Here is a 24,042-nt window from a genome sequence, read left to right as displayed (position 1 = left end):
GGGGCTCGCTCTCCAGCACTTGTGGTGATCCACCACAGCCATGGCTTTTCGCCATGATGCGGTGGATCGGCCGCTGCGGAGTGCCACGTCATTTCGGGTATTTGGACTCGATCCCCACGGAGCTCCTGGGATTGGTCTGCTTCCTGCTCTGAAGGGAGGCGCTGTCTCTCCACTGACCAGACGGTCCGTTGGTTCCAGCCGTCGGGGAGGGTGAAGTGTCGCGCCGCCTCATCCACCTGTCTCTCTCTCAGGCAGTCCTGGCCCTGCTCCTCTGCGGCGCCGTGGGCGAATCCGCCGCGCAGACCAGCTCGAGCGCCCCCACGGCCTCAGCGGCTCCGGCTCCGACAACCTCGGAGCCTGCGGCCTGTGCCCCGGCGCTGCTGCCCCGGAAGAAGACTTCCTCGGCCTCCACGGCGGCGCGCATGGCCACGCCCTCGCACTCGTCCGCCTGCTTTCCCATCCGGGACTATCCGGACAACCGTTGCATGGCCCGGCAGCCGCTGTGCGAACAGGATCTCGCCGTCGGCAGGACGGCCTGGAAGTACTTCGAGAACAACTTCCAGCCCAAAACGGGCCTGGTCAACGCCGCGGACAACTACCCCTCCACCACGATGTGGGACTTGGCCTCGTCGCTGGCCGGGACCATCGCCGCCGAGCAGTTGGGCTTCATCACTCCGAAGGAGTTCGACGATCGCATCACCCCGATGCTCGCCACGCTCCTGACGCTGCGCCTCTACCAGAACGAGCTCCCCAACAAGGTCTACAACACCCTCACCGGAGAGCTGGTGGACTACACCAACAAACCCATTGAGGACGGATTGGGCTACTCGGCCCTGGACATGGGGCGGATGCTCTCCTGGCTGCAGATGCTGGGCTGCATGTACCCCAAGTACGTGGTGCAGGCGCGCAATGTCGTCCAGCGCTGGAAGTTCCAGCGCATGGTGCGCGATGGCCAGCTCTACGGAGCGGCCATGGATGGCGCCACCCACAAGGACGTCACCATGCAGGAGGGCCGCCGCGGCTACGAGCAGTACGCCGGGAAGATGTTCGCGCGCCTGGGCTTCGATCAGCACGTCTCCGGCACCTACTCCAACGCCTTCGCCAGCTCCGTGGACATCTATGGAGTGCAGGTGCCCATCGACTCGCGGGATCCCCGGGTGCTCGGCGCCTACAACTTCGTGGTCTCCGAGTCCTACGTTCTGGACGCGCTCGAGTTCGGCCTGGATGCGGAGAACACCCCGTTGCTCAGCGCCATCTACGAGGTGCAGAAGCGGCGCTGGCAGAAGACGGGCATCGTCACGGCCGTCTCCGAGGACAACGTCGATCGGCCTCCCTACTTCGTCTACAACAGCATCTACGCCGCGGGCACGGCGTGGGCCGCGCTCACCGACAGGGGGGCGAACCAGGATGCGCTGAAGACGGTCTCCACCAAGGCGGCGTTCTCGCTCGCGGCCCTCTTTCCCAACGATCCATACTCCGCCGTGGTGATGAACGCGGTGAACAGCGCCTACTCGCCGGAGCGGGGTTGGTATTCGGGCGTCTACGAGAGCGGGCTGGGCTACAACAAGGCCATCACGGCGAACACCAATGGCATCGTGCTCGAGGTGCTGCTCTACAAGGCGCTGGGCCCGCTCCACGAGGTGTGCACCCGCTGCCGTCGCGTGCCGGAGGTCGTCGCGCCCGAGGTGGTGGCCAGCACCCGTTGCGCCGCCTGTGCTGTCTCGGCGGCCCGCTAGCCGCTCCCCACCCGCAGCTTCACAGGAGCACGAACCCGCGTGCATTCACTCAGCTTGACGGTCGGTCTGGTGCTCCACCTGGGAGATGCAGGGGGAGCCGTCGTTCATGTGTCTCCCTATGCGCCCGAGCTGCGGTTCTCTGGACGCGTCGACCGCAAGGACCGGCATGGCCCACGCCTCGCCTGGTCCGGCACGCGCTTCGAGGTGCGTTTCACCGGAGACTCGGTCCAGGTCCGGTTGCGCGACCTGCCGAAGATCCCGGATCTGCGAGGCCGGATCTGGCCCAACCGCTTCCAGGTGAAGCTGGACGACCAGCCGCCCCAGCAGGTGTTCGTCAAAGAAGGCTCCGACGTGCTCTTCCAACAGTCAGGTCTGCCCAAGGGCCCACACCGGCTCGAGGTCTACAAGCAGACCGAGGCGATGGTGGGGGAGGCGCAGTTGCTGGGCATCGACCTCGCGCCCGGGGCTCAGGTACTGCCGCCCGAGCCGATGCCTTCCCGGCGCATCGAGCTCTTTGGAGACTCCATCACGGCGGGCTACGGCAACGAAGGCCAGGACAGCAGCTGCCACTTCTCCCCCGAGACCGAGAATCATGACCTGAGCTATGGAGAGCTCACCGCGCACGCTCTGGGCGCGGAGGCGGTGACGATCGCCTGGTCCGGCCGCGGGGTGGTCCGCAACGTGGAGGCGCCCAAGGATGCGCCCGTGCTGCCGCTGATGTTCGACCGGACGCTGCCGGCTCGTGGTGGGAGCCGCTGGGACTTCGCTTCGTGGACGCCGGATGCCGTCGTGGTCAATCTGGGCGCGAACGACTTCGCGAGTGGGGATCCGGGCCGGGAGCGCTTCGAGAAAGCCTATGAGGCATTCCTCGTCCGGCTCCGCGCCCGGTACCCGAACGCCTTCCTGGTGGTCGCCCTCGGGCCGACCCTGAGCGATTCCTGGCCCGCGGGAGTGCAGGCCCGGGCGAAGGCTCGCAGCTACCTGAACGCCGTGGTCCTTCGTCGGCAGACAGCGGGCGACTCCCGGACTTCCTTCCTGGAGTTCGCCCCGCAGGATCCCGCCAATGGCTATGGCTGTGACTATCACCCGAACCTGGTGACGCACCGGGCGATGGCGGAGCTGCTCACCGCCCGGCTGCGCAGCCTGCTCGGCTGGTAGTTCCTCAGGGAGCGGACGCCGAGGAGCTGGCCATGGCCGCGGGGGGCGGCTCCGGAGCAACGGCCTTTCTGGCCGGCGCGCTCTCTTCGATTCCGATCATGAACGCAAACGGCCGCAGCTTTCCGAGCCCGTAGGCCAGGGCGAAGGCGCCCAGCACGGCCACGGCGAACTTCGAGAAGATCATCGCCAGGGGCGAGAGGTTCCACCGCTCGGTGAAGGTGATGGTGTCGAAGAGGTCGATCACGATCGGGTGCAGGAGATAGACGCCAAAGGTGTACGGCGACAGCTTGCTGAAGAGCGGCGGCCAGGCTCGGTGCTGCGTCGCCATGAAGGCGCAGAACACGATGACGGGCATCAGGAGGTGGGCATAGAACGCCGCGCCGTTCCGGTCGACCCAGCTCCCGGCCTCCATGCAGGCAATGCCGTAGACGAGCGTCGTCAGGAAGGCGAACCCCCCGAGCAGGAGCATCATCCTCAGCAGGTCTCGGGACTCCGCGCGGTCCATGCCGCGCTTCCAGTACGCGTGGAGGCTGAACGCCATCATCCCGTAGCCGAGATAGCCCAGGTTCTTCACGCCTTGGAGCGCCAGCCCCCGCACGAAGGGATCGGAGATGTAGCCCCACATCCAGCGCTGGACGAAGTCCATGAGGTACAGCAGCGGCACCAGCAGCAGCCCCATCAGCGGGTAGCGCCGGGCCATTCGCATGCACGGGTAGAACAGGATGGCGAAGAAGAGGGTGGGCAGGAAGTGCAGGTGGTACTGAGCCGAGCCGATGAGCAGGTAGCCGGCCCACGAGCGGGGCATGAGGAGTTCGGCGCGGATGGCGTCGCCGTAGCCGAAGGCCGACGCCTTGACGAGGCGGAACACCGCGAAGAACAGCGTCCAGATCAGGAAGGGAATCAGCAGACGCTTCGCCTGCCCGCGGATGAGTGAGCCGTAGGGGATGTCCCGTTTGTCCAGCCGGTGGGCCAGCAGGAACAGGGAGAACACCAGGAAGATCTCGGCGCCGGAGAGCTCCGCGAAGGTGCGGACGAGCGCGGTCGCCAGGTTCATCCCCGGCTCCGGGCTCTTGAACGGATCGCCGCTGAAGTTCGTCGAGCTGTGAATCAGGATGATGCCCACGGCGGCGAGGACGCGGTTGGCGTCGAGCCAGACCATCCTTGGCGCGGGGGCTTTCTCCAGGGGGGCGGTGACACTCGTCATGGACTGCTCCTTTCCGTGCAGATCCCTGGTGGGTGAGCATCCGCTGTGCCAGGAGCGCTTCCGGGTCTCGTGGGTGCTGTCGCCGTTGCTCCGCTGCGGACGGCAACACGTGTCGCCTTTTGCGACAGCAACCCGTGGGCGTGGCGGAGAGTTACTCTCGCACTCCCAGTACTCGAGGCCATGTCTCCACCGGCCGGGACTGGCCTGCTTCCTGCTTTGGAAAGGGGGATGAGCCGCGGCGCTCTCATCGTCGGAACAGTCCTTCTGTTGCTCGGTGAGAACGCCATGGCCGCCGAGCCCCTGCCTCTGCTCGCACAGGCGCGCAGGGTGGGTTGCGCGCAGACAGCCGAAGAGGCTCGCGCGGCGGTGGGTGCTCTGCGTTCGGCGAATGCGCTCGCGCTCGGCTTCCCTGACGAACACCTCACTTCCCAGGGAGACAGGACGCTGCATGCGAGCGTGCTGGACATCCTCCTGGCCGCGCTGGCGCTGGGCGAGCGCAGGCACCCCGAGATCGCTCCGGATGTGAAGGCCTTGGTGGGCTCCTGGAACACCTGCGCCATCATCGATGCTGGAGACGCCTACGATGTCCTCCGGCGGGAAGGGCCGCCGCAGCGTCGGCAGCTCGTGATTCCCATGCCGCTCGGAGGAGAAGGGCTGCGCGCCTGGAAGCTGCTGCCGCCCGCCGCCGGGGACGCCATGCCTGCCGCTGGCACCGATGCGGCCGCGTTCGAGCCGCTCTGCGGAGAGGGAAGTGGCGGTGTTACCCTTTTCGACTTCGTGCCGGGCGTCCCCTCGGGGCCCGTGCGCACTGCGCCTGCAGCGCCGGAGGTGGCTTCCGCCTGCCTGGCGCCGCCCCCAACGCCGCTGCCGCCGCCGCCTCCTCCTCCTCCGCTCGCCATCGTGGCGCCAACTCCCGTGCCTGTCCCGAAGAGCTCTCCGCCCTCTCCAGTGCTGTACCCTCCACCGGGAACCGCAGCCAACGTGGTGCCCGTCGTGGCCGCGCCAGGCCTTCATCACTGGACCACGGGTGTGTCCTACTCACAGGGGCTGGAAGGGCAGGGATCGCTGGGGTTGCTCGGCATCTTCACCCCGGTGCGTGGGCTCTCGCTGAGGGTGGGGGCCTCCTATGGATTGCTCCAGGAGTTCCAACCGGCTCGCGAGGCCCGGCATCTGACGCTCTCGTGGGGCGTGGGCTACGACGGAGGAAGGCCGGGCACCTGGTCGCTGCACCTCGACAACTGGGGGCCTCTGGATCCCCTGCAGCCCAAGGCCTTCCTCCAGGGCGCGGCCTTCGACATCAGCTACCAACTGCGGCTCCCCCGCGTGTTGGAGGAAGTGCTGTCCACGAGCTTGAAGCTCACCGTGCCGCTTCGGGGAGACCCGTCCACCTCCGCCGTGTTCGTCGTGCGGCCGGGGTTCGGGACGTTCGTCTCGGTGGCCCTGCGCTTCTCGCCTCTGGATCGCGAGGCGCTCACCTGGTCCTACTCCGCGGGCTATGCCCTGGCCCGGGGCTCCCGGCTCTTCTCCTTGAGCTACACCCACTGGGCCGCAGCGCCCGTCTTCGAGTTCGAGCCCGTGAAGGGCGGCGCGCTCACCGCCGGGGTCACCTGGAGCTTGTGAGGCCGTTCCTTCGCACCATCCGCATCACATTGCAGTCGGGCCGAGTCTCATAGATCACCTCGTCCATCAGCTCGCGGAGGATGCACAGCCCCCAACCTCCTTCGGGGAGGGACTCGAGCTGATCAGGCTGGAACTCGGGCAGCTTGAGCCCCTCCAGCTTCCCTGGCGGGATCGACGCACCCTCGTCTCTCAGCTCGATGACGAGCCCGCGCTCATCGAACCAGACCGTCACCTCGAAGGCGTGTCCCAGGCACGAGCCATAAGCGTGCTCGAGGATGTTGTTCATGGCTTCTACCGCGCACAGCTCGATCTCGCCCATGACCTCCGGGCTGCAGCCGCCCGCCGAGAGGAGCTTGCGCAGGAGGTCGGCTGCCCTTCGCACGGAGCCGGGCTGGCTCGGCAGGTTGAGGTGAAGCTGGGCGGGTGTATGGGGTTCGGTGTGCAAGGCGATGCCTCCACGCGGACCGCTGCGAGGAGCATGCCACCCCGCGTCCACCGCGGCAGGGCTCGCGCTGGCACCTGTCCCTTCGGCCATCACTCCGAAATTGCATGGAAGTGACCATGAGCGGTTCTGCCCGCTGGGGGAAGTCATGCGACTGGAGAGCGAAGAGAGTCATCTCGGTGGGTCCCCTGCCGGGGACACAAGGCACATGCGAAGGGAGTCAGGCACCTTCAAGGTTTCGACGATCGCGCGTCCCCGTCGTGTCCTGGTGGTGGATGACTCGCCCACCACCTGTGCCCTTTTCTCGGGGATGCTCGAGCGCGAGGGGATGATCGTCACGGTGGCTGTCTCGGGTGAGCAAGCGCTGGCCAGCGCGAAGGCGCACCCGCCCGATCTCATCCTGCTGGACTACATGATGCCGGACATCACCGGGCCGAACGTGGCGATGCGCATGCGCGCAGACCCGCGGCTGCGTGAAGTGCCCATCATCCTGGTCACCGCCTCGTCGCTCGAGAGCACCATGGAGGAGGCCTTCGCCGCGGGGGCGGATGACTACCTCATCAAGCCTGTTGCCCGTCCCTTGCTGCTGTCGAGGATCAGCGCGGCCATCCGCGCCTCCGAGAGCAGTGCCGCCGCGCGCAATGCGGACGCCATCCTCCAGGATCTGGAGGAGGCCCGGCAGGTGCAGCAGTCCCTCCTCCCCAAGCTGCCAGCGCAGTTCTCCGGCTGGCAGGTGAGCGGCGCGGTGGTGTCCTGCTCCATGGTGGGCGGGGACATGCTGGACGTCACTCCCGGCACGGATGGCGCCCAGGTGGTGTCGCTGGTGGATGTGGCGGGCCACGGCACGGGAGCGGCCCTTGTCGCGGCGCAGGTCTCCAGCGAGCTGCGCATGCTGGTGGAGACGCGGCCCCTGGCCGAGGCGATGATGGCGCTCAGCTTCCACATGGCCCACCGCGGCACCGAGCGCTATGCCTGCGTGGCGGCGGCGGAGATGCGCGGGGGACAGATCACCATCATCAATGCGGGCCTGCCGCCGGTATGCGTGCTGCGGCGCGGAATGGTGCAGGAGCTCGTCTCGGCCAGCGCCGTGCCGCCCGGGCTGATCGAGGATCCCACCCTCGTGCCGACCCGGCTGAAGTTCGAGCCGGGCGACTGCTTGGTGATGCTCAGTGACGGGCTGACGGAGCCCTTCGGGCCGGCGAACGTCGTGCTGCCTGGGCTCGCCGCGCTGGGACTGCTGGGCATGCAGGGGCCCATCCCCGAGCCGAGGGAGCTGGTGCGCCGCATCCAGGAGCGGGTGGGCCAGGTGCAGCAGGACGATGCAACGCTGCTCGTGCTCGAGCGCCTGTCTGGCGGCGCATGACGCGGTCCTTCTCCCACTGTCGCGAGATGCAGCGGCGCACGCGTGCGGAGTGGGAGTTCACCACAGTCGGGCGCTTCAGCTCTCCCTCCTTCCCAGGCACTCCCCACTTCGGCGCACGGCACAAGCGTTGCTCATGAATCTGGAAGGACCCCTGAGTCGAGGCCGGTTCCCGTTCCCTCGACAGGAGAAGCCATGGAACTGAAGACCGAGTGGAGCGAGGGCACTCTCATCATCACCCCGCACATCGACCGGCTGGATGCGCAGGCGGCCGTGGAGTTCCGCAAGGAGGTGCTGCAGCACGTCGCGGACTGGAAGCGCGTCGTGCTCAACATGGTGTTCGTCTCCTTCGTGGACAGTTCGGGTCTGGCGAGCCTCGTCTCTGTGCTCAAGGGGCTGCCGCCCGGGGCCACGCTGCGGCTCGTGCACGTGCACGCGAACGTGCAGGCGCTGCTGCAACTCACCCGTCTGGTGAAGGTCTTCTCCAGCTACCCCAGCCTCCGGGAGGCCCTCGAGGCCTGAGGACGCTCGCCCATGTTCCCCCTCCCTCTCTCCACCGCCCCCGAGGAGGCGCGTCGGCCTCCCGAGCCCATGCCCTACAGCGCGCCGCGAGAACTCCTTTTCCAGGCGCTCGCGACGGCGACCGTGGTCTTCGGGGCCTGGTACTTGTGGTGGCGGTGGACGAGTTCGGTGCGTTGGGAGGTCTGGTGGTTCTCCGTGCCGCTGGTCCTGGCCGAGACGCTGGCCTTCTTCGGCACCTGCCTCTTCATGCTCAACCTCTGGCGCACCGAGGACACACCTCCGCGTGCGCCTCCGGCCACGGTCGGGGACATCCTCGAGGTGAAATCTCGGAGTGAGCGCCCGCTCGTCGTGGACGTCTTCATCGCCACATACAGCGAGGACCCAGAGCTGGTCCGGCAGTCGATCCAGGACGCGAAGCGGATGCGCTACCCGCATCCCCTTGAGATGCAGGTCTACGTGCTGGATGACGGGCGCCGCCCCGCCATGCGGGCCGTGGCGGAGCAGGAGGGCGTGGGCTACCTCACCCGTGGGAACAACATCGGCTACAAGGCGGGCAACATCCGCAACGCGCTGGAGCTGACCCACGGCGATCTGGTGGTCATCTGCGACGCGGACACGCGCCCCTTTCCGGAGTTCCTCGAGGAGACGCTGGGCTACTTCCGCGATCCGCAGGTGGCGTGGGTGCAGACGCCGCAGTGGTTCAATGATCTGGACGAGGGTACGGCGCTGCCGGACTGGCTCTCGCGCACGCTCCGGCTCGGCGGCGTGGGCCGCGTGCTGGGCCGCTCTGTCGAGTGGCTGGTCGGCCCGGTGCGGGTGGGCGCGGATCTCCTGGGCAACGAACCGGGGCTCTTCTACGACGTCATCCAGCGGCGCCGGAACTGGTGCAACGCCTCGTTCTGCTGCGGCGCGGGCAGCGTACACCGCCGCGAGGCGGTGATGGAGGCGGCGCTGCGAGCCTACGGAGAGCAGGTCGGCCGCGAGGTGGACCGGGTCGTCAGCGAGGTGGAGGACGCGAAGCTGCGCACCGAGCTCACCGAGATGATGTCGGGTGAGGTGGCGCGTTCGCTCGAGTTCACCCCGTACAAGTTCCACGTGTCCGAGGACATCTACACGAGCATCGTTCTGCACTCGGACTCGCAGCGGCACTGGAGGTCCGTGTTCCACCCGCGCGTGCTCTCGCGGATGCTGTCCCCGCAGGATCTGTTGGCGTGGACCATCCAGCGCTTCAAGTACGCCGGTGGCACGCTGGATATCTTCTGGCACGACAACCCGCTGCGCCGCGCGGGGCTCTCCCTCTGGCAGAAGCTGATGTACGGGACGACCATCTACTCGTACCTGGCGCCGCTCTGGACGGTGGTCTTCCTGATCTCGCCCATCGTCTACCTGTTCACCGGGCTGAGCCCGCTGTCCGCCTATGACACGGACTTCTACCTGCACCTGGTGCCCTTCATCCTGGTGAACAAGCTGGCCTTCACCGTGGGGACGTGGGGCGTGCCCTCCTGGCGCGGCGAGCAGCACTACCTCTCGTTCTTCTGGCTCAACATCAAGGCCATGGTGGACGTGGTGCGCGGCAAGCCCATCAAGTTCCACGTCACGCCAAAGACGCGGCAGTCCGGCACCTTCCTCTCCCTCGTGTGGCCCCACATCGTCCTCATCTCGCTCACGCTGCTGGGCCTGGGGGTGATGGGGGTGCGCATCTTCGCGCTGCGCGATGGGGACGTGGACTCGTACCTGGCCAACCTTTTCTGGAGCCTCAACAACGTCCTCGCCCTGTCCGTGGTCGTCTTCGCGGCCCTGCGTCGGGCAAAGGAGAGCTGAGATGCGTCACTCGAGAGGGTTTCTCGCCGCGCGCTCGCATGCGGCCTTTCTGATCGGTCTGAGCCTGGCGCTGGGCACCATCTTCATCCTCCACGCGCGGGCTCCCACCGTTCGCCCCGGAGTCGTCGACTACGGGGCACTGCTCGGGGATCGGCCTGGCGACGCACCCTTGCGAGCGACGGGAGTGCCGCTCTCCGATCAGGAGCGCACCTGGGCGCGGATCGCCTGGACCTACTTCGAGAACAACTACCAGGCGGGGACCGGGCTGGTGAACTCGGTGGATGGGTACCCCTCCACCACGCTCTGGGATCTCGGCTCGTACATGATGGCGCTGCTGGCCGCCGAGGATCTGGGGCTCGTGGATGAGCCGCAGTTCGATGCGCGCATGGACAAGCTGCTCGCCTCGCTGGAGACCCTGCCGCTCGTCAACGGCCAATTGCCCAACAAGGTCTACCACACCGTCACGCTCGCGATGGTGGACTACAACAACAACGCGTCCGCCCAGGGCGTGGGCTGGTCCGCGCTGGACGTGGCGCGCTTCGCGATGCCGGCCACGCTGATCACCTGGCGCCACCCTCGTTATACGCCCCGAGTGCGTTCCATCCTCCTGGCCTGGGGGTTGGGAGAGATGGCGAAGGACGGGCAGATGATGGGCAGCCATCGCTCCCAGGAGAGCGGTGCGCTCGAGCTGCGCCAGGAGGGGCGCTTCGGCTACGAGCAATACGGCGCCAAGTCGCTTTTCCTGCTCGGGTTGGATGTGAGCAGGGCCGTTCGCTACGAGGTCGGCGTGGACGTGATGAAGGTGGGGGGGCAGCTCATCGCCTACGACTCGCGCCTGCCGGAGCAGAATGGAGGCACGCAGAACGCCGTGCTCTCCGAGCCCTATGTGCTGGAGGGGCTCGAGTTCGGGCTCAACTCCATCACCCTGCCGTTGGCGCGCTCCGTCTACCACGCGCAGCAGGGACGCTTCGAGGACACCGGCATCCTCACCGCCGTGTCCGAGGACAACATCGATCGGCCTCCGTACTTCGTCTACAACAGCGTGCTCAACGGCCGGCACGAGTGGGCGGCCTTCACCCCGGAAGGGGTGGATGCCTCGGCGCACCGCTGCCTGTCGCTGAAGGCGGCGTTCGGCTGGGCCTATCTCTTCGATAGTGACTACTCCCACCGCCTGCTCCAGGCGGTGTCGTCCCTGAACGATCCGACGAAGGGCTGGTACTCCGGCCGCTACGAGGCGGACGGCAAGGTGAACACCGCCCTCACCGCGAACACGAACGCACTGGTGCTCGAGGCCCTCTGGTACCGGGCGCATGGCCCTCTGTTGTCCGCGGCGAGGAGGGTGCAATGACAACGCAGGTGGGCCCTACGGTGTTGCCTGCGGTGGCGCCGTCCGCTGAGCGGGTGAGCTGGGCGTACGTGGGAGATGCCAGCGAGCGGGATCTGCGTGTGGACTTCATGCGCGGCCTGGCCACTGTCAGCGTGGTCATCGTGCACGTGGAGTTCTTCTCCCTGTTCAACTTCCTCTTCTGGGAGCGGATCGGCTCGGTGAGCTCCGCCGAGTTCTTCGTGGTCCTCTCGGGGTTCGTGCTCGGGCAGGTGTCCCTGAAGCGTGTGAGCCAGCAGGGGCTGCAGGGGGCCAGCTGGAAGATCTGGGATCGCGCGGTGCTGCTCTACCGGAACCTGTTGGCCGTCAACCTGCTGGCGGCGTTGGTGGCACAGGTCCCCATCTGGGATACGACGCCGCTCACCACCTTCGTGGATCGCGGTGCCAACGCGGTCTATTCGCTCTACCCGGGGCCGGGCACGGACCTGTATGTCTGGATCGGACGGTGGCTCCTGCTGCGCATGGGCCCGTACCAGGTCCAGGTCCTCGGGCTCTATACGTGCTTCTTCGTGTGTGCGCCGGCGGCGCTCTATCTCCTGTCCAAGGGGCGGGTGCGCTGGCTGCTGACGCTCTCGTGGGTGGGCTACTTCGCACAGCGAGCGGCGCCGTCCCAGCCCACCGGGGCCATGTTCGAGTACGCCTTCCCGCTGCTCACCTGGCAGGTGCTCTTCGTCCATGGTCTGGCGGCGGGCTACCACCGGGAGCAACTGCTGGCCTTCTACTCGCGGTGGCGCAAGCTGTTGCGGAGCGCCGCGCTGGTGCTGGCCGCCGCGTTCTGCTTCTTCGCCCTCAACAGTCCCAATCGCTTCATCCCCGAGTATGCGCGCCTGTCCATCATCCCGGAGGATGTCTTCTCTAGCGTCTCAGGGCAGTTCTTCTCGAAGGAGCAGTTGGGGCTGCTGCGGCTGCTGAACATCGCCGTGCTCCTGGTGGTGTGCGGCGAGCTGCTCACCTGCGCCTGGGTGCCGCTGCGCGCCGGGCTTGGTTGGTTCTTCATTCCCCTGGGACAGGCCTCGCTCTACATCTTCACGGTGCACGTGCCGCTGGTGCTGATCACCTCGCACCTGGTGCCCTTTGGCTACACGACCGAAGCGCCCGCGCTGCTGCGCAACACGGTGGCCCACATGCTGTGCCTGGCCGTGGTCTGGTTGCTGGTGCGCTACCGGGTTCTCTTTCGTTGGATTCCCCACTGACTCGTGGAGGTGGCGCATGTGCGATCGGGTGAAGCGGGCTCGCGAGAAGCATGACATCCGTCTCCTTCCGGTGAGAAGGAGCCTGCCGTGAGTCCAGCTCTTCACCTGGGGTTGGGCCCGGCGCAGTTCGCTCATGCCTTTCCGTTCCATGTCGCCTTCGATGAGCAGCTCGTGGTCGTTCAGGCCGGTCCCTCGCTGCACAAGCTCTGCCCAGGATTGGTTCCGGGGGCTCGGCTGGATGATCACCTGCGGCTCCGAGACTCGGTGCAGGAGCCTGGCTTCGAGTACTTCTGCTCGCTGATCTCGCACCTAGTGGTGATGGAGACGCTGCGCGGGCAACTGGCGGTGCGCGGCGAGTTCCTGCGGTCCGAGGCAGGGAACTGCCTTCTGTATCTCTGCTCGCCCTGGCTCACGGAGCCGACGCAGATCCGCAGCATGGGCCTGGTGACCTCGGATTTCGCGCTGCACGATCCCGTGGTGGATCTGATCCACCTCATGCAGTCGCAAGCGACGGCGCTCGCGGATGCCAACCGCCTGGCGGAGAAGCTGAATGCGCAGCGCGCGGAGCTGCGTTCGGCGAATGCGTGCCTCATCGCCGATTATGGGGTGACCCAGGCGCTGACCCGGGCCTCGAACATCGGAGAGGCGGCGGCGGGAATCCTCGCTTCCGTCTGCGAGCTGGGTCCCTGGGACGTGGGAGTGATCTGGTTGCAGGGGGAAGAGTCGCGCTCCTTCTCGTTCGCGAGGGATGCCCGGACGCATCCGCAGGTGTCCGCGTTCAAGGACTACTTGCTGGGGACTCCTCCAGGACTGGAGGTGGATCCCGCCGGTAATGCCCTTCGCACCGGGCTGGCGGACTGGGGCGAGGATCTGTCCTTCACCTCGTTCTCCAGCCGCTCTCGCGCCGCGGTGAAGGCGGGATTCCGGTGCTCGTGTGCTTTCCCGCTGGCGGGCTCCCAGGGCGTGGCGGGAGTCTGCGAACTGTACTCGACTCAGCCGAGATCCCGGGATTCGCGCCTGCTGGACGCGCTCGAGCAGATCGGTGTCTGCATTGGCCACTTCGTGGAGAAGTACCGGGCGGAGCAGGCGCTGCGCGAGTCGAAGAAGGCCGCAGAGGCCGCGACAGCCGCCAAGAGCCAGTTCCTGGCGAGGATGAGCCACGAGATCCGCACCCCCATCAACGGCGTCATCGGCATGATCGAGCTCGTCATGAGCTCACCGCTCACGTCAAGCCAGCGTGAGCACCTGGAGACGGCCCAGTCGTCCGCGGAGCTGCTGCTCCAGCTCGTCAATGACGTGCTCGACTTCTCGAAGATCGAAGCGGGCCGGCTCGATCTGGCGGAGATGCCCTTCTCGCTGCGGGAGTGTCTCGAGCGGCCCTTGAAGGGGCTCGCGGCCCGGGCGCGAGGCAAGGGCCTGCGCTTCACCGTGGAGCTCGCGGAAGAGCTGCCGAATGCGGTGAGGGGGGATCCGCTCCGGCTCTCGCAGGTGCTCATCAACCTGCTGGGCAACGCGGTGAAGTTCACCCAGCAGGGCGAGGTGCGGCTGGTGGCGCGCGTCGTCGAGCGCTCGGCCAAGGATTGCCTGCTCGAGTTCTCCGTCGTCGACACGGGGATTGGAATCGACGTCTCGCGGCAGCGGGCCATCTTCGAGGCCTTCACCCAGGCGGAGGCGGAGACGGCCCAGCACTTTGGGGGCACGGGCCTGGGGCTGACGATCTGCCATCAACTCGTGCAGATGCTGGGTGGGATGATCTCGGTGGAGAGCACGGTGGGCAAGGGGAGCTGCTTCCGCTTCACGGCGCGGCTCGGGATCGAGGAGCGGACATACAAGGAGATCGAGCCGGCGCAGCCGCATCCCCGCACGAAGGTGCGCCGGAGCCTGCGCGTGCTGGTCGTCGAGGACAATGTGGTGAACCAGCAGGTGGCTCGCGGGCTGCTCGAGCTGGACGGCCACCAGGTGGAGACCGTGGAGCGGGGCGAGCTGGCCCTGGCGCGGCTGCGAGACGAGCGCTTCGATGTCATCCTCATGGACATCCAGCTGCCGGATATGGATGGCCTGGAGGTCACGCGGCGGCTCCGCGAAGAGGAGGAGCGGCTCGGCCGAGCGCGCACGCGCATCATCGGACTGACGGCCCAGGCCATCGTGGGGGACCGGGAGAAGGGGCTCGCGACGGGGATGGACGAGTACCTCACCAAGCCGGTCCGGGGCCGCCAGCTCGCGGAGGCGCTCGATCGCATCGTGGGGGAGGCCCTCCCGGAGCCCGCTGCTCCTGCTCCCGAGCTGTCCCGCTGTCTGGATCGCGCGTCGCTGGATGAGCTGGTGGGTGGGGATGGGGAGCTGCTGGCCCGCGTCGTGCGCCTGTTCCTTCAGTACGGGCCGGAGATGCGCGATGCGCTCCTGGCGGCCTTCGCGGGAGATGATGCGAAGGCGCTGGTGGGGACCGCGCACAAGTTGAAGGGGGCCCTGGGGGATCTCGCGGCGCGGTCCGCGTTCGCGATGTGCGGACGCGTCGAGATGCTGGCTCGGCGTGGAGACCTTGCTGCGGCCCGTGCGGAGCGGGAGCCTCTGGAGCGGGAGCTGGTGCAGGTCTTCACCGAGCTTCGGGAGATCGACAACCAGCTCCACCGCCCCAACTCCCCCGCGCGGCATGCGCCGTACGGGGAGGGGGCGGTGGTGCTGACGAGCAACTGACGCGGCGCTACCGGCTCAGCAGGGGAAGCACGCGGCCTGACGCAGCGCCGTGTCCTCGGGCAGGCCGAGCGCCACGTTGAGGTTCTGCACCGCTTGGCCGGCCATGCCCTTGACCAGGTTGTCCAGCGCCACCATGACGGCGACCGTGCGGCCACGGCTGGCCACGGAGACGTCACAGAAGTTGCTGCCCACCACCGAGGCGAGGCGGGGCGTGCCCTCCACCACGCGGATCATCGGCGAGGTGGCGTAGTAGCGGCGGTAGACCTCGGACAGGGACGCGGTGCTCACGCCGCCCGCGAACTCCGGCCACTCGAACTGCACGGTGGCGAAGATGCCGCGCACCAGCGGAGCCGAGTGGGGGATGAACGTCAGCCGGTGGCGCGTGGCCTTGTGCTGCACGAGCATCACGTCCATCTCCGCCTCCTGGGGGTGCTCCAGGGGCTTGTAGACGCGGAAGTCATGCGCGCGGGTGGGGTGGTGCGTGGAGTCGCCCGGCGCCACGCCTGAGCCGGACGAGCCCGTCACCCCCGAGGCGGCGATCAGCCCCAGGCCCGGCGTGGAGGCCACCGGCAGCAGCGCCAGTTGCACGGCCGTGGCGAAGCAGCCCGGGTTGGCGATGCGCTTGGCGCCCTTGAGCTTGTCGCGGCGCCACTCGGGCAGGCCGTACACGAAGCGCTCGAGCAGCTCGGGCGCCAGGTGGGGGCGGCCGTGCGTCGCGGCGTAGCGGCCCGGGTGATCCAGGCGGAAGTCGGAGGACAGATCGATCAGGATCATCCGATCGGCCAGCCCCAGCTCAGCCCACTTCTTCTCCAGCGCGGGCAGCTGCCGGGCCAGCTCCTCGTCCTCCAGCACGGAGAAGACGACAGGCTGCGGCGAGTCCGTCAGCCAGCGCCAGTCTGGCTCAGCGTCGAACTTGCCCTCGACCAGCCCGCGCAGGTGCGGGTGGACCTTGTAGAAGGGCATGTCCGCGTGGGGCGGAGACACCGCGCGCAGCCCGGCTACTGACGGATGGCCCGACAGCAGCCGCAGCAGCTCTCCTCCGCCGAAGCCCGAGGCTCCCAGGATGTAGGCGTGAACCGGTGTCATGTGCTCTTCCTCCCCGCGATCCGCGGCGCAACCTTGTTCAAGATGAGGCCACCCAGGCCGGCGGCGTCCGCGCGGGCGTTGTGGGCGGGCAGGCCCACCTCGCGCTCCACGAAGCGGATGCCCACCCGGTTGTCCGTGGCGGGTCCGGCCACCACGTCCACCTGGATGCCGTACGTCTCCTTCAGGTGGCGCACGCCGCCCGAGGCGCCCACGGGATCATTGGCGCACAGCACCCACGCGCCGGCCAGCTCGCGCAGGGCCGGATCCTCGAGGATGGACTGCACGCCGTACTCACCCATGATGCCGTCGCCCGTCTCCGCGACGATGACGTCCACCTCGGAGGCGGACAGCTCGGACAGGATGATGCGGGACACCTGGGCCGCCGTTTTCGGGCTGGTGCACACCGTGCCCGCGTCGGTGAAGTCCATCACCACGTCCGCGCCCGAGTCCCGCATGCTCAGCGTGTCGCGCATGAGCGAAACGCCGGTGAGCTTGGCGCCACCCACGCGGTAGCCGGCCTGGGCCAGCCGGCGCACCATGGCGCAGGCGGCGTAGGTCTTCCCCGCGTTCATGCAGGTGCCCACCACGTACACCACGGGCACGGACACCGGCTGCTGCGAGCCCTTGAGCGCTCCGGCGCGCACGTGGGCCGGCTGGCCCGAGCGCGACTGGAACTCGGGGAACATGAGCACCTGGCCGAGGACTTCCGCCTCGAACGGGGTGCCCACGCCCGGGTTGTGCGAGGTGCACTGGCCGATGACGCCACCCATGTTGAGGATGTGCAGCTTCTGGCCCGGCGCCACCTTGTCCGGCACCACGCCCTCGTAGCCGTGCAGCGCGTTGCGGTGGCCGAGCGCGCCCACGACGATGTCTCCGCCGTGGAGCGTCACCAGCCGGCCGTGCACGTCCTCGAGCTGGTTGTAGACGGACTTCTCCCCGTGGATGCGCGCGGCGATCACCGCCCCCTCGACCGCCTGGATCTCCTCGGTGAGGTGGACGGTGCGGCCGAGCTGCAGGTTGCGGGTGACGCTGCCCACCTTGTCGACGTAGACCTTCATGACTTGACCTTGAGGGCCAGGGTTTGGGCCACGCCGTACACCTTGGCGAAGCCCGCGGCCTCAGCGCCCGTCCAGAGATGGTTGGCCTCGCCGTAGCTCGCCACCTTGGCGTCCATCAGCGAGTGCGGAGAACGCACGCCCTCCACCACCAGCGCGTGCGGGTGCATCGTGACGCGCACCTCGCCCGTCACGCGGTCCTGTGAGGACTCCAGGTAGGCCTCCAAGTCACGGGCGAGCGGATCGAAGAAGTTCCCCTCGTGGAGCAGGGTGCCGTAGAGGTTGCCCAGCGTCTCCTTCCAGAAGAGCTGCTTGCCGGAGAGCACCAGCTTCTCCAGCTCGCGATGCGCGGTGATGAGGGTGATCGCCGCCGGAGCGTCGAAGCCCACACGGCCCTTGATGCCGAGGATGGTGTCTCCCAGGTGCACGCCGCGGCCCACTCCGTACGCCTGGCCGATGGTGTTGAGCTGGGCGATCATCTCGACGGGGGACACAGCCTTGCCGTCCAGGGCCACGGGGCGGCCCTTCTCGAAGCTGATCACCAGGGTGCGCGGCTTCATGTCCGGAGGCACCACGCCGGCCGGGTAGGCGGCCTCGGGCAGGTGGCTCCACGAGTCGTGCGTCTCCTTGCCGCCGACGGAGGTGCCCCACATTCCCTCGTTGATCGAGTAGGCGCCCGTCTTGGGAGGGAAGTGGAAGCCGCGCTCGGCCAGATAGGACATCTCCTGGGCGCGGCTGAGGCTCAGCTCGCGGATCGGGGTGATGATCTCCAAATCCGGCGCCAGCGCGCGGAAGGCCACGTCGAAGCGGATCTGATCGTTGCCCGCGCCGGTGGAGCCGTGGGCCAGGGCCTTGCCGCCCACCTCGCGGGCCATGCGGACCACCTCGGTGGCCTGGCAGACGCGCTCGGCGGAGACGCTCAGGGGGTAGGCCTGGCCGCGCAGCACGTTGCCGGCGAGCAGGTGGCGCAGGTAGCTCTCGAAGAGCAGCGAGCGGCCATCCACCGTGTGGTGGGCCACCGCGCCCAGGCGGGCCGAGTGCTCGGGCATCTTCGCCAGCGTCTCGGCGGAGAAACCGCCAGTGTCCACCGTGACGGTGGTGACCGCGTGCCCCTGCTCGCGCAGATAGACCACGCAGTAAGAGGTGTCCAAGCCGCCGGAGAAGGCCAGCACCACGGGTTTCTTGTTCATTGCTTCGAGGTCCTCACTGCTGCTGCTGCTGCGTTTCAGGGTTGCCAGACGCGCTCGGCACAGGCGGCCAGCGCGCGGTGGGTCTCGGTGAGCCAGCTCCGCGCGGCGTTCAGCTCGGAGCGGGTTTGATCCAGGGCCAGGTTGCCGGCGCCGCCCAGGTGGGTGGCCGTGAGTGCCGTGCGGTCCGGGTGGAAGGTGCCGTCGGAGATCTCCCGGGCCACCTGGCGGTAGGCGTCTCGGAAGGGCATGCCGCGTCCGACGAGCACATAGGCCTGGTGGGCCGCGTACAGCGTGTCGTCACAGGCGCGAGCGGCGGCTTCGGCGCGGATCTTCAGCACGGGCACCAGGCGCGTGAGCACGTCCAGCAGCTCGCGAATGGTGGCAAGGCCCGTGAGGGTGGGGCGCTTGAGGAGCTGGAAGTCTCGGTGGTAGCTGGAGGGCAGGCCCCCGGCGATCTCCTCCACCTGGCGGGCGATGCCGCGCAGCTCCCGGCAGCGGGCGCGCGCCAGCTCCACCACGTCCGGGTTCTTCTTCTGCGGCATGATGGACGAGCCGGTGGTGAAGGCGTCCGGCAGCGAGAGGAAGCCGAACTCCTCGGTGCTGAAGAGGGACACGTCCCAGAGCCACTTCTCCAGGCCGCCAGCCACGGAGTTGGCCCACGCCAGCGTCGCGGCCTCGTACCGGCCCCGGCTGTTCTGCACGTCGATCGGGCTGCGTTGCACGCGGGAGAAACCGAGCAGCGTCGCCACGTATTCGCGGTCGATCGGCAGCGGCACGCCGAAGCCCGCGGCCGCGCCCAGTGGGCAGCGATCGATTCGTGCCCAGAGGCCGCGCAGCGCCTCGAGTTCCTCGATGAGGCCCTCGGCGAAGGCGGCGCCCCACATGCCGAAGGTGCTCGGCATGGCGCGGCGCATATGCGTGTAGCCCGGCAGCGGCACGTTGGCGTGCGCCTGAGCGAAGTCCAGGAAGGCTCCGGCCAGCTCCGCCGCGCCAGCGCCCAGCTGCAACACCTGCTCGCGCAGCATCAGACGCAGGGCGAGCTGCACCTGATCGTTCCGCGAGCGCGCCAGGTGGATGCGCCGTCCCGGGTCGCCCACGCGCTCCACCAGCGCCGCCTCCAGCGCGGTGTGTCCGTCCTCCTGCTCCGGCCGGATGGTGAACTTGCCGGCCCGCGCCTCGTCGTGGAGCGTGCGCAGGGCGGCCACGAGCGCCCGCATGTCCGCCTCGGGAAGCAGCCCCACGCGCGCCAGCATCCGCGCATGGGCCGCGCTGCCGAGCGCGTCATGAGGCGCCAGCGCCAGGTCCACCTGGGGATCATCGCCCACCGTGAAGCGGTGGATGGCCGCGTCCAGCGGCAGGCCCTTCGACCACAGCATGTCGTCAGCCACGGGCCACCTCCTCGAAGTAGCCACCGATGAGGCGCTGGTAGAAGGCGACACCGGCCTCCAGCTCCACGAGGGCCAGGTACTCGTCCGGCTTGTGCGAGCGCAGGGTGTCGCCAGGGCCCACCTTCACCGCGGGCAGGTTGCCCAGGAAGGCCCAGTCGGAAGTCGTGCTCGAACCGATCGTCGAGGCACCCTCCGAGGCCGTCACCGCCGCGCGGACGATGGGCTCGTTGGCTCCAGTGGACTTCGGCAGGTAGCGCGCGGAGTGGACGACCACCTCGCTGCGCAGCACCCCGGACAGGTGGGTGGCCACCGCCGAGTGGTCCATGCTGGGCGTCGTGCGGATGTCCACGAAGAACTCGCAGCGGTCCGGGACCTGGTTGCGAGCCAGCCCGCCCTGGATCTGCGTCACCTGAGCGCGCGCTTCGCCCAGCAGCGGGTGCGAGGGGAAGCGCAGCTCGGCCAGGGTGGAGATGTCCTGCGCGGCCAGGTGGATGGCGTTCTGCGCCTCGGCGGCGATCGCATGGGCCACGTGCGCGGAGCGGCCGTGCGCCACGCAGCGCAGCAACAGCATCCCGCGCTGGGCGGTGCAGGGCTTCAGTCCGGTCGGCTCACCCACCACGGCCGCATCCAGCGTCCCGAGTTCTGGCAACAGTGGACCAATGCCGCCCTTGCCGCCCGTCTCCTCCTCGGCGGTGAAGGCGAAGACGACCTCTCCCTTGCCCTCCAGGGCCTGCGGCTTCTCCAGCAGCGCCCGAGCCGCGAGCAGCATGGCAGCCACGCTGCCCTTGGCGTCATTGCTGCCCAGCCCGTACAGCCGGCCCTCGCGCCACACCGGAACCTGGGGCTCCAGCGTCCAGCCGGCGCACGGAGGCACGGTGTCCAGGTGCGAGTTGACGAGCAGGCGCTTGGGCCCGCTGCCGACGGAGAACCACACATTGTGGCCCTGGCGTTGGACGCGCCCGCCCCAGCTCTCGACCCAGGCAGCCACCTGATCGGCGATGCGCCCCTCCTGGCCGGAGACGCTCGGGGTGGCCACCAGGGCCTCGAGAAGGGCGGCAGGCGTCACGTCTTGGACCCTTGGACCCGAGCCGCTTCCCGCACCACCATCGTGCCGCTGCCCTCGTTGGTGAAGACCTCCTCCAACAGGGCGTTGGGCAGCACGCCGCTCACCAGGTGGACGCTGGCCACGCCGCCCACGAGGGCGGAGCGGATGGCGTGCACCTTGGACAGCAGCGCCGCGGACATCTGTCCCTCCTGCTCCAGCGCCGCCAGGTCCGTGAGCGTGGCCTGGGGAACGAGCGAGGTGGGCTCTTCCGGCCGGCGCAGCAGGCCCGGGGTCGGCAGCAGGAAGAACAGCTTCTCGGCGCCGAGCGCCACGGCCACCGACGCGGCCACGGTGTCCGCGCTGGCGCTGTACACGCCGCCCGACGGATCACCGGCCAGCGGCGCCACCACCGGCACGTAGTCGCCTGTGCGCAGGTGCTGGAGCAAGCGAGTGTCCACGGACTCGATGTCGCCCACGGGGCCGTAGTTGCCCTGCCGGTTGCCGTCCCAGGGCGCAGCCTCGGCCGCACCCTCGCCAGGGCGCCGCCGGGCGCGGAGCAGACCCGCGTCCACGCCGCTCAGGCCCACGCACGGCACCCCGGAGGCCTGGAGATCGGCCAGCAGGTCCATGCGGACCTTGGCGGACATGGCATCGAAGGGCGTGTCCAGCTCCGGGCCGGCGCCGTGCACCACCACGGGCTGGATGGAGAAGGTCCACAGCAGGGCGATCTGCTCGCAGGCGGCGCGCCGAAGCCGGGGATCCCCGAGCACCGGGCCGTCCACCAGCAGGACGAAGGTCTTCCGGCGGAACTGCCGGACGTAGCGCGCGGCGGAGCGGAGCGCGGCGTAGGGATCGGGAGAGAAGGGCAAGGCGGACCTCGGAACTCGGAAGGGTCAGGTGGCCAGGATCCAGTGGAGGATGGAGCGCTGGACGTGGAAGCGGTTCTCGGCCGTATCAATGACACGGCTGGAGGAGTGATCCAGCACGTCGTCGGCCACTTCGACGTTACGGCGGACTGGCAGGCAGTGGAGGAAGATGGCGTCCTTGGCGGCCTGGGACATGGCCTTTCGGGTGGGCATCCACCCGGAGTACGAGGCCAGCAGCGCGGCCACATCCCCCGGAGCGTGTCCGGCGCGAGTGGCCGGGCCCCAGGCCTTGGCATAGACGGCGCGGCTGCCGTCGAGCGCCTCCTCCTGATCGTGGGTGTACGTCACGCTGCCGCCGGTGGCCTTGGCGTAGGCCTCGGCCTCGGCGCGCACCTGCGGGTGCAGCTCGAAGCCGGGCGGGTGGGCCACGCGCACCTCGCACCCGGCGGCCGCCGCGGTGAGCAGGAACGAGTTGGGCACCGCCTTGGGCAGCGGCTTGATGTGCGGGGCCCACGTGAGCGTCACCGGCATCTTCTTCGTGGAGCCGAAGTTCTCCCGGAGCGTGAGCACGTCGGCCAGGCCCTGGCACGGGTGCTCGCGCGCGGACTCCATGCTCACCAGCGGCACGGTGGTGTGCTGGCGGAAGGCGTTGATGACCGAGTCCTGCTCGTCCTCCTCGTCACCGCCGCCGCCCGAGAACGCGCGCACCCCGAGCATGTCCACGAAGCGCGACAGCACGGGCGCTGCTTCCTTGATGTGCTCGGCCCGGTCGCCGTTCATCACCGCGCCAATGCGGTCCTCGAGCTTCCACACACCGTTGCCCACGTCCAGAACGATGGCGTGCCCACCCGAGCGCAGCATGACGGCCTCGAACGAGGTGCGCGTGCGCAGCGAGGGGTTGAAGAAGACCATGCCGAGCAGCTTGTTCTGGAAGACGTGGCCGGGGTTCTGGCGCTTCCAGGCCTCCGCCTGCGCGAGGATCGTCTCCACGCCACTGGGGCCAAGGTCCTGGATGCGGGTGAGGTGCCTCATAGCTGTGGGTTCCTCGCTGGACGACGACGGGGGCCTACGGTGGGGGGCTGCATATTCGTGAATGGATATGCAGCGGATCCGCAGAGGATGCGCATACTATTCAAATCGACGCGCAGCGCAATCCTCAAATTTCATGCGAGTTTCCTGGGGATTTTTTTCATCTTCTCACGTGGCGCTTGCATGCATATGCATGCATGAGGCAGGGTAGAGCCATGGGAGAGGAGCAGGATCTGGACGAGGCCATCCTCCGGCTGCTGGGAGCCCAGGAGATCACCGATCAGGCGGTACTGCAGCGGCTGCTGGCGGCGGAGGGGCATGCGCCGAGCCAGTCCACGCTGTCGAGGCACCTCAAGCGGCTGTCGATCCAGAAGGTGCGCGGGCGCTACCAGCGCGTCGAGCCCGGGGCGGCGGGGCCCACGCAGGGGGTGAGGGTGCTGGAGGCACCGCCCAACATGCTCGTGCTGAAGACGGCGCCGGGCTACGCGCAGGTGGTGGGGGTGATGGTGGATCGGGCGCCGGACATTCCGGGGCTGGCGGGCACCGTGGCGGGAGATGACACGGTGTTCATCGCGGTGAGGGATCCGTCGCTGCTGGCCGAGGTGCGCAGCCAGGTGGAGCGGCTGCTGCGGCTGGTGCCTTGAGCGCGATCAGCGGGTTGGTCCAGGTTTCAGGCCCAGCCGGCTGGCGATCAGCTCTCGGATGGCGGAGGGCAGGTCGGCGAGCAGGGCCTCTCCCACAATGTCCTCCTGCACCTGCGCGGGGAGGTAGAGGTTCACTGGGTCGACGACATCGGGGCCGTGGCGCCGTAGAACTCGGCGAAGCCGTGGCTTCCGCAAGTGGGAACCACACGCTCCGGAGCCTTGATCGGCCTCTCCCGTCCGGGCTCAGCTCGACCAACGGGAATCTTGTGCAGGGGGTTGCAACCGAGATGTATCTCGCTCCTGCCATCCGCAAGGCTGACGAGGCAGTCCCGCGTCTCTGGAATGGTGGTTGATTCATTGGGGCTTGGCTTTACGACCGATTGTGCTCCCATGCGCTTCGGTAAGGTTGGAGCAGTGTACCGAGCCCGCTCGAGAGCCCACTCAGCTTGCACGGCGTGCTCGCTGATTTCTCTGAGAGTCGGTACAACATTGTTTGGGAGAATGCGCAACCCATCGATGCGCGCGGCTGCGGCGGCGAACGTCTCCACTCCCTCGACGCATCCTTTGGATGTGAGCACAGTGGACGGTGCGGCAACAGCGGTCCG

The 24,042-nt window shown here is 68.2% G+C and carries 20 protein-coding genes; 10 read left to right on the top strand and 10 right to left on the bottom strand.

Going from position 1 to position 24,042, the window contains the following annotated elements; translation table 11 throughout:
• Positions 1 to 215 precede the first annotated feature (215 nt).
• The gene (locus KY501_RS23685; protein ID WP_224365519.1) at positions 216 to 1,736 is read left to right on the top strand and encodes a DUF3131 domain-containing protein; all 1,521 of its coding nucleotides are present in this window, start codon (positions 216 to 218) and stop codon (positions 1,734 to 1,736) included.
• Between the two features lie 39 nt (positions 1,737 to 1,775).
• A complete protein-coding gene (locus KY501_RS23680; RefSeq protein ID WP_224365518.1) occupies positions 1,776 to 2,894 on the top strand; it encodes an SGNH/GDSL hydrolase family protein in 1,119 nt (372 codons plus the stop codon).
• Positions 2,895 to 2,898: 4 nt separating this feature from the next.
• On the opposite strand, the gene KY501_RS23675 is transcribed toward KY501_RS23680, so the two are convergent.
• Positions 2,899 to 4,098: an acyltransferase gene (locus KY501_RS23675; protein WP_224365517.1), complete on the bottom strand. Its 1,200-nt coding sequence runs from the start codon at positions 4,096 to 4,098 to the stop codon at positions 2,899 to 2,901.
• Between the two features lie 228 nt (positions 4,099 to 4,326).
• Between KY501_RS23675 and KY501_RS23670 the strand changes: the two genes are divergently transcribed.
• Positions 4,327 to 5,718 (top strand): hypothetical protein, encoded by a 1,392-nt coding sequence (locus tag KY501_RS23670; protein WP_224365673.1) that lies wholly within the window; start codon positions 4,327 to 4,329, stop codon positions 5,716 to 5,718.
• Here the strand turns inward: KY501_RS23670 and KY501_RS23665 are convergent.
• Complete coding sequence (locus KY501_RS23665) at positions 5,702 to 6,163, bottom strand: ATP-binding protein (RefSeq protein ID WP_224365516.1); 462 nt, start codon at positions 6,161 to 6,163, stop codon at positions 5,702 to 5,704. The two genes, KY501_RS23670 and KY501_RS23665, sit on opposite strands and share 17 nt — an antisense overlap.
• A 205-nt stretch (positions 6,164 to 6,368) precedes the next feature.
• Here KY501_RS23665 and KY501_RS23660 point away from each other — a divergent pair, with 205 nt between their 5' ends.
• From KY501_RS23660 to KY501_RS23635, 6 genes are all read left to right on the top strand, one after another.
• Positions 6,369 to 7,523 carry a PP2C family protein-serine/threonine phosphatase gene (locus KY501_RS23660; RefSeq protein WP_224365515.1) on the top strand — a complete coding sequence of 385 codons (1,155 nt, stop codon included), beginning with the start codon at positions 6,369 to 6,371 and terminating at the stop codon, positions 7,521 to 7,523.
• A 192-nt stretch (positions 7,524 to 7,715) separates the two neighbouring features.
• Positions 7,716 to 8,042, top strand: coding sequence for an STAS domain-containing protein (locus KY501_RS23655; RefSeq protein WP_224365514.1), 327 nt, complete (start codon positions 7,716 to 7,718; stop codon positions 8,040 to 8,042).
• A gap of 12 nt (positions 8,043 to 8,054) precedes the next feature.
• A complete protein-coding gene (locus KY501_RS23650; RefSeq protein ID WP_224365513.1) occupies positions 8,055 to 9,863 on the top strand; it encodes a glycosyltransferase family 2 protein in 1,809 nt (602 codons plus the stop codon).
• A 1-nt stretch (position 9,864) separates the two neighbouring features.
• Positions 9,865 to 11,211, top strand: coding sequence for a DUF3131 domain-containing protein (locus tag KY501_RS23645; protein WP_224365512.1), 1,347 nt, complete (start codon positions 9,865 to 9,867; stop codon positions 11,209 to 11,211).
• A complete protein-coding gene (gene opgC, locus KY501_RS23640; protein WP_224365511.1) occupies positions 11,208 to 12,440 on the top strand; it encodes an OpgC domain-containing protein in 1,233 nt (410 codons plus the stop codon). The genes KY501_RS23645 and opgC overlap by 4 nt, the downstream gene beginning before the upstream one ends.
• Before the next feature lie 87 nt (positions 12,441 to 12,527).
• The gene (locus tag KY501_RS23635; RefSeq protein ID WP_224365510.1) at positions 12,528 to 15,134 is read left to right on the top strand and encodes an ATP-binding protein; all 2,607 of its coding nucleotides are present in this window, start codon (positions 12,528 to 12,530) and stop codon (positions 15,132 to 15,134) included.
• A gap of 15 nt (positions 15,135 to 15,149) precedes the next feature.
• Here KY501_RS23635 and argC read toward each other — a convergent pair whose 3' ends face one another.
• The 7 genes from argC to KY501_RS23600 are packed head-to-tail and all read right to left on the bottom strand — an operon-like array spanning position 15,150 to position 22,796.
• On the bottom strand, positions 15,150 to 16,220 hold the full coding sequence (gene argC / locus KY501_RS23630) for an N-acetyl-gamma-glutamyl-phosphate reductase (protein WP_224365509.1): 1,071 nt from the start codon (positions 16,218 to 16,220) through the stop codon (positions 15,150 to 15,152).
• Entirely contained in the window at positions 16,217 to 17,278 is a 1,062-nt protein-coding gene (locus KY501_RS23625; RefSeq protein ID WP_224365508.1) for a P-loop NTPase family protein, read from the bottom strand. The genes argC and KY501_RS23625 overlap by 4 nt, the downstream gene beginning before the upstream one ends.
• Positions 17,275 to 18,465 carry an argininosuccinate synthase gene (gene argG, locus KY501_RS23620; RefSeq protein WP_224365507.1) on the bottom strand — a complete coding sequence of 397 codons (1,191 nt, stop codon included), beginning with the start codon at positions 18,463 to 18,465 and terminating at the stop codon, positions 17,275 to 17,277. The genes KY501_RS23625 and argG overlap by 4 nt, the downstream gene beginning before the upstream one ends.
• A 35-nt stretch (positions 18,466 to 18,500) precedes the next feature.
• Complete coding sequence (gene argH / locus KY501_RS23615; RefSeq protein ID WP_224365669.1) at positions 18,501 to 19,841, bottom strand: argininosuccinate lyase; 1,341 nt, start codon at positions 19,839 to 19,841, stop codon at positions 18,501 to 18,503.
• A 4-nt stretch (positions 19,842 to 19,845) separates the two neighbouring features.
• The gene (locus tag KY501_RS23610; protein ID WP_224365506.1) at positions 19,846 to 20,919 is read right to left on the bottom strand and encodes a M20/M25/M40 family metallo-hydrolase; all 1,074 of its coding nucleotides are present in this window, start codon (positions 20,917 to 20,919) and stop codon (positions 19,846 to 19,848) included.
• Positions 20,916 to 21,767, bottom strand: coding sequence for an amino acid kinase family protein (locus KY501_RS23605; RefSeq protein ID WP_224365505.1), 852 nt, complete (start codon positions 21,765 to 21,767; stop codon positions 20,916 to 20,918). Before KY501_RS23605 ends, KY501_RS23610 begins: the two co-directional genes overlap by 4 nt.
• 24 nt (positions 21,768 to 21,791) lie before the next feature.
• Positions 21,792 to 22,796 (bottom strand): N-acetylornithine carbamoyltransferase, encoded by a 1,005-nt coding sequence (locus KY501_RS23600; protein ID WP_224365504.1) that lies wholly within the window; start codon positions 22,794 to 22,796, stop codon positions 21,792 to 21,794.
• A 212-nt stretch (positions 22,797 to 23,008) separates the two neighbouring features.
• Between KY501_RS23600 and KY501_RS23595 the strand changes: the two genes are divergently transcribed.
• The gene (locus KY501_RS23595; protein WP_224365503.1) at positions 23,009 to 23,437 is read left to right on the top strand and encodes an arginine repressor; all 429 of its coding nucleotides are present in this window, start codon (positions 23,009 to 23,011) and stop codon (positions 23,435 to 23,437) included.
• Between the two features lie 6 nt (positions 23,438 to 23,443).
• Here the strand turns inward: KY501_RS23595 and KY501_RS53210 are convergent, their stop codons facing one another.
• A complete protein-coding gene (locus KY501_RS53210; protein ID WP_255636785.1) occupies positions 23,444 to 23,572 on the bottom strand; it encodes a hypothetical protein in 129 nt (42 codons plus the stop codon).
• Positions 23,573 to 24,042: the final 470 nt, after the last annotated feature.

The organism is Hyalangium versicolor, assembly GCF_020103695.1.
Classification (GTDB): Bacteria; Myxococcota; Myxococcia; order Myxococcales; family Myxococcaceae; genus Hyalangium; species Hyalangium versicolor.
The sequence above is the reverse complement of the archived record's forward strand: the minus strand, read 5'-3'. Positions and strand labels throughout refer to the sequence as shown.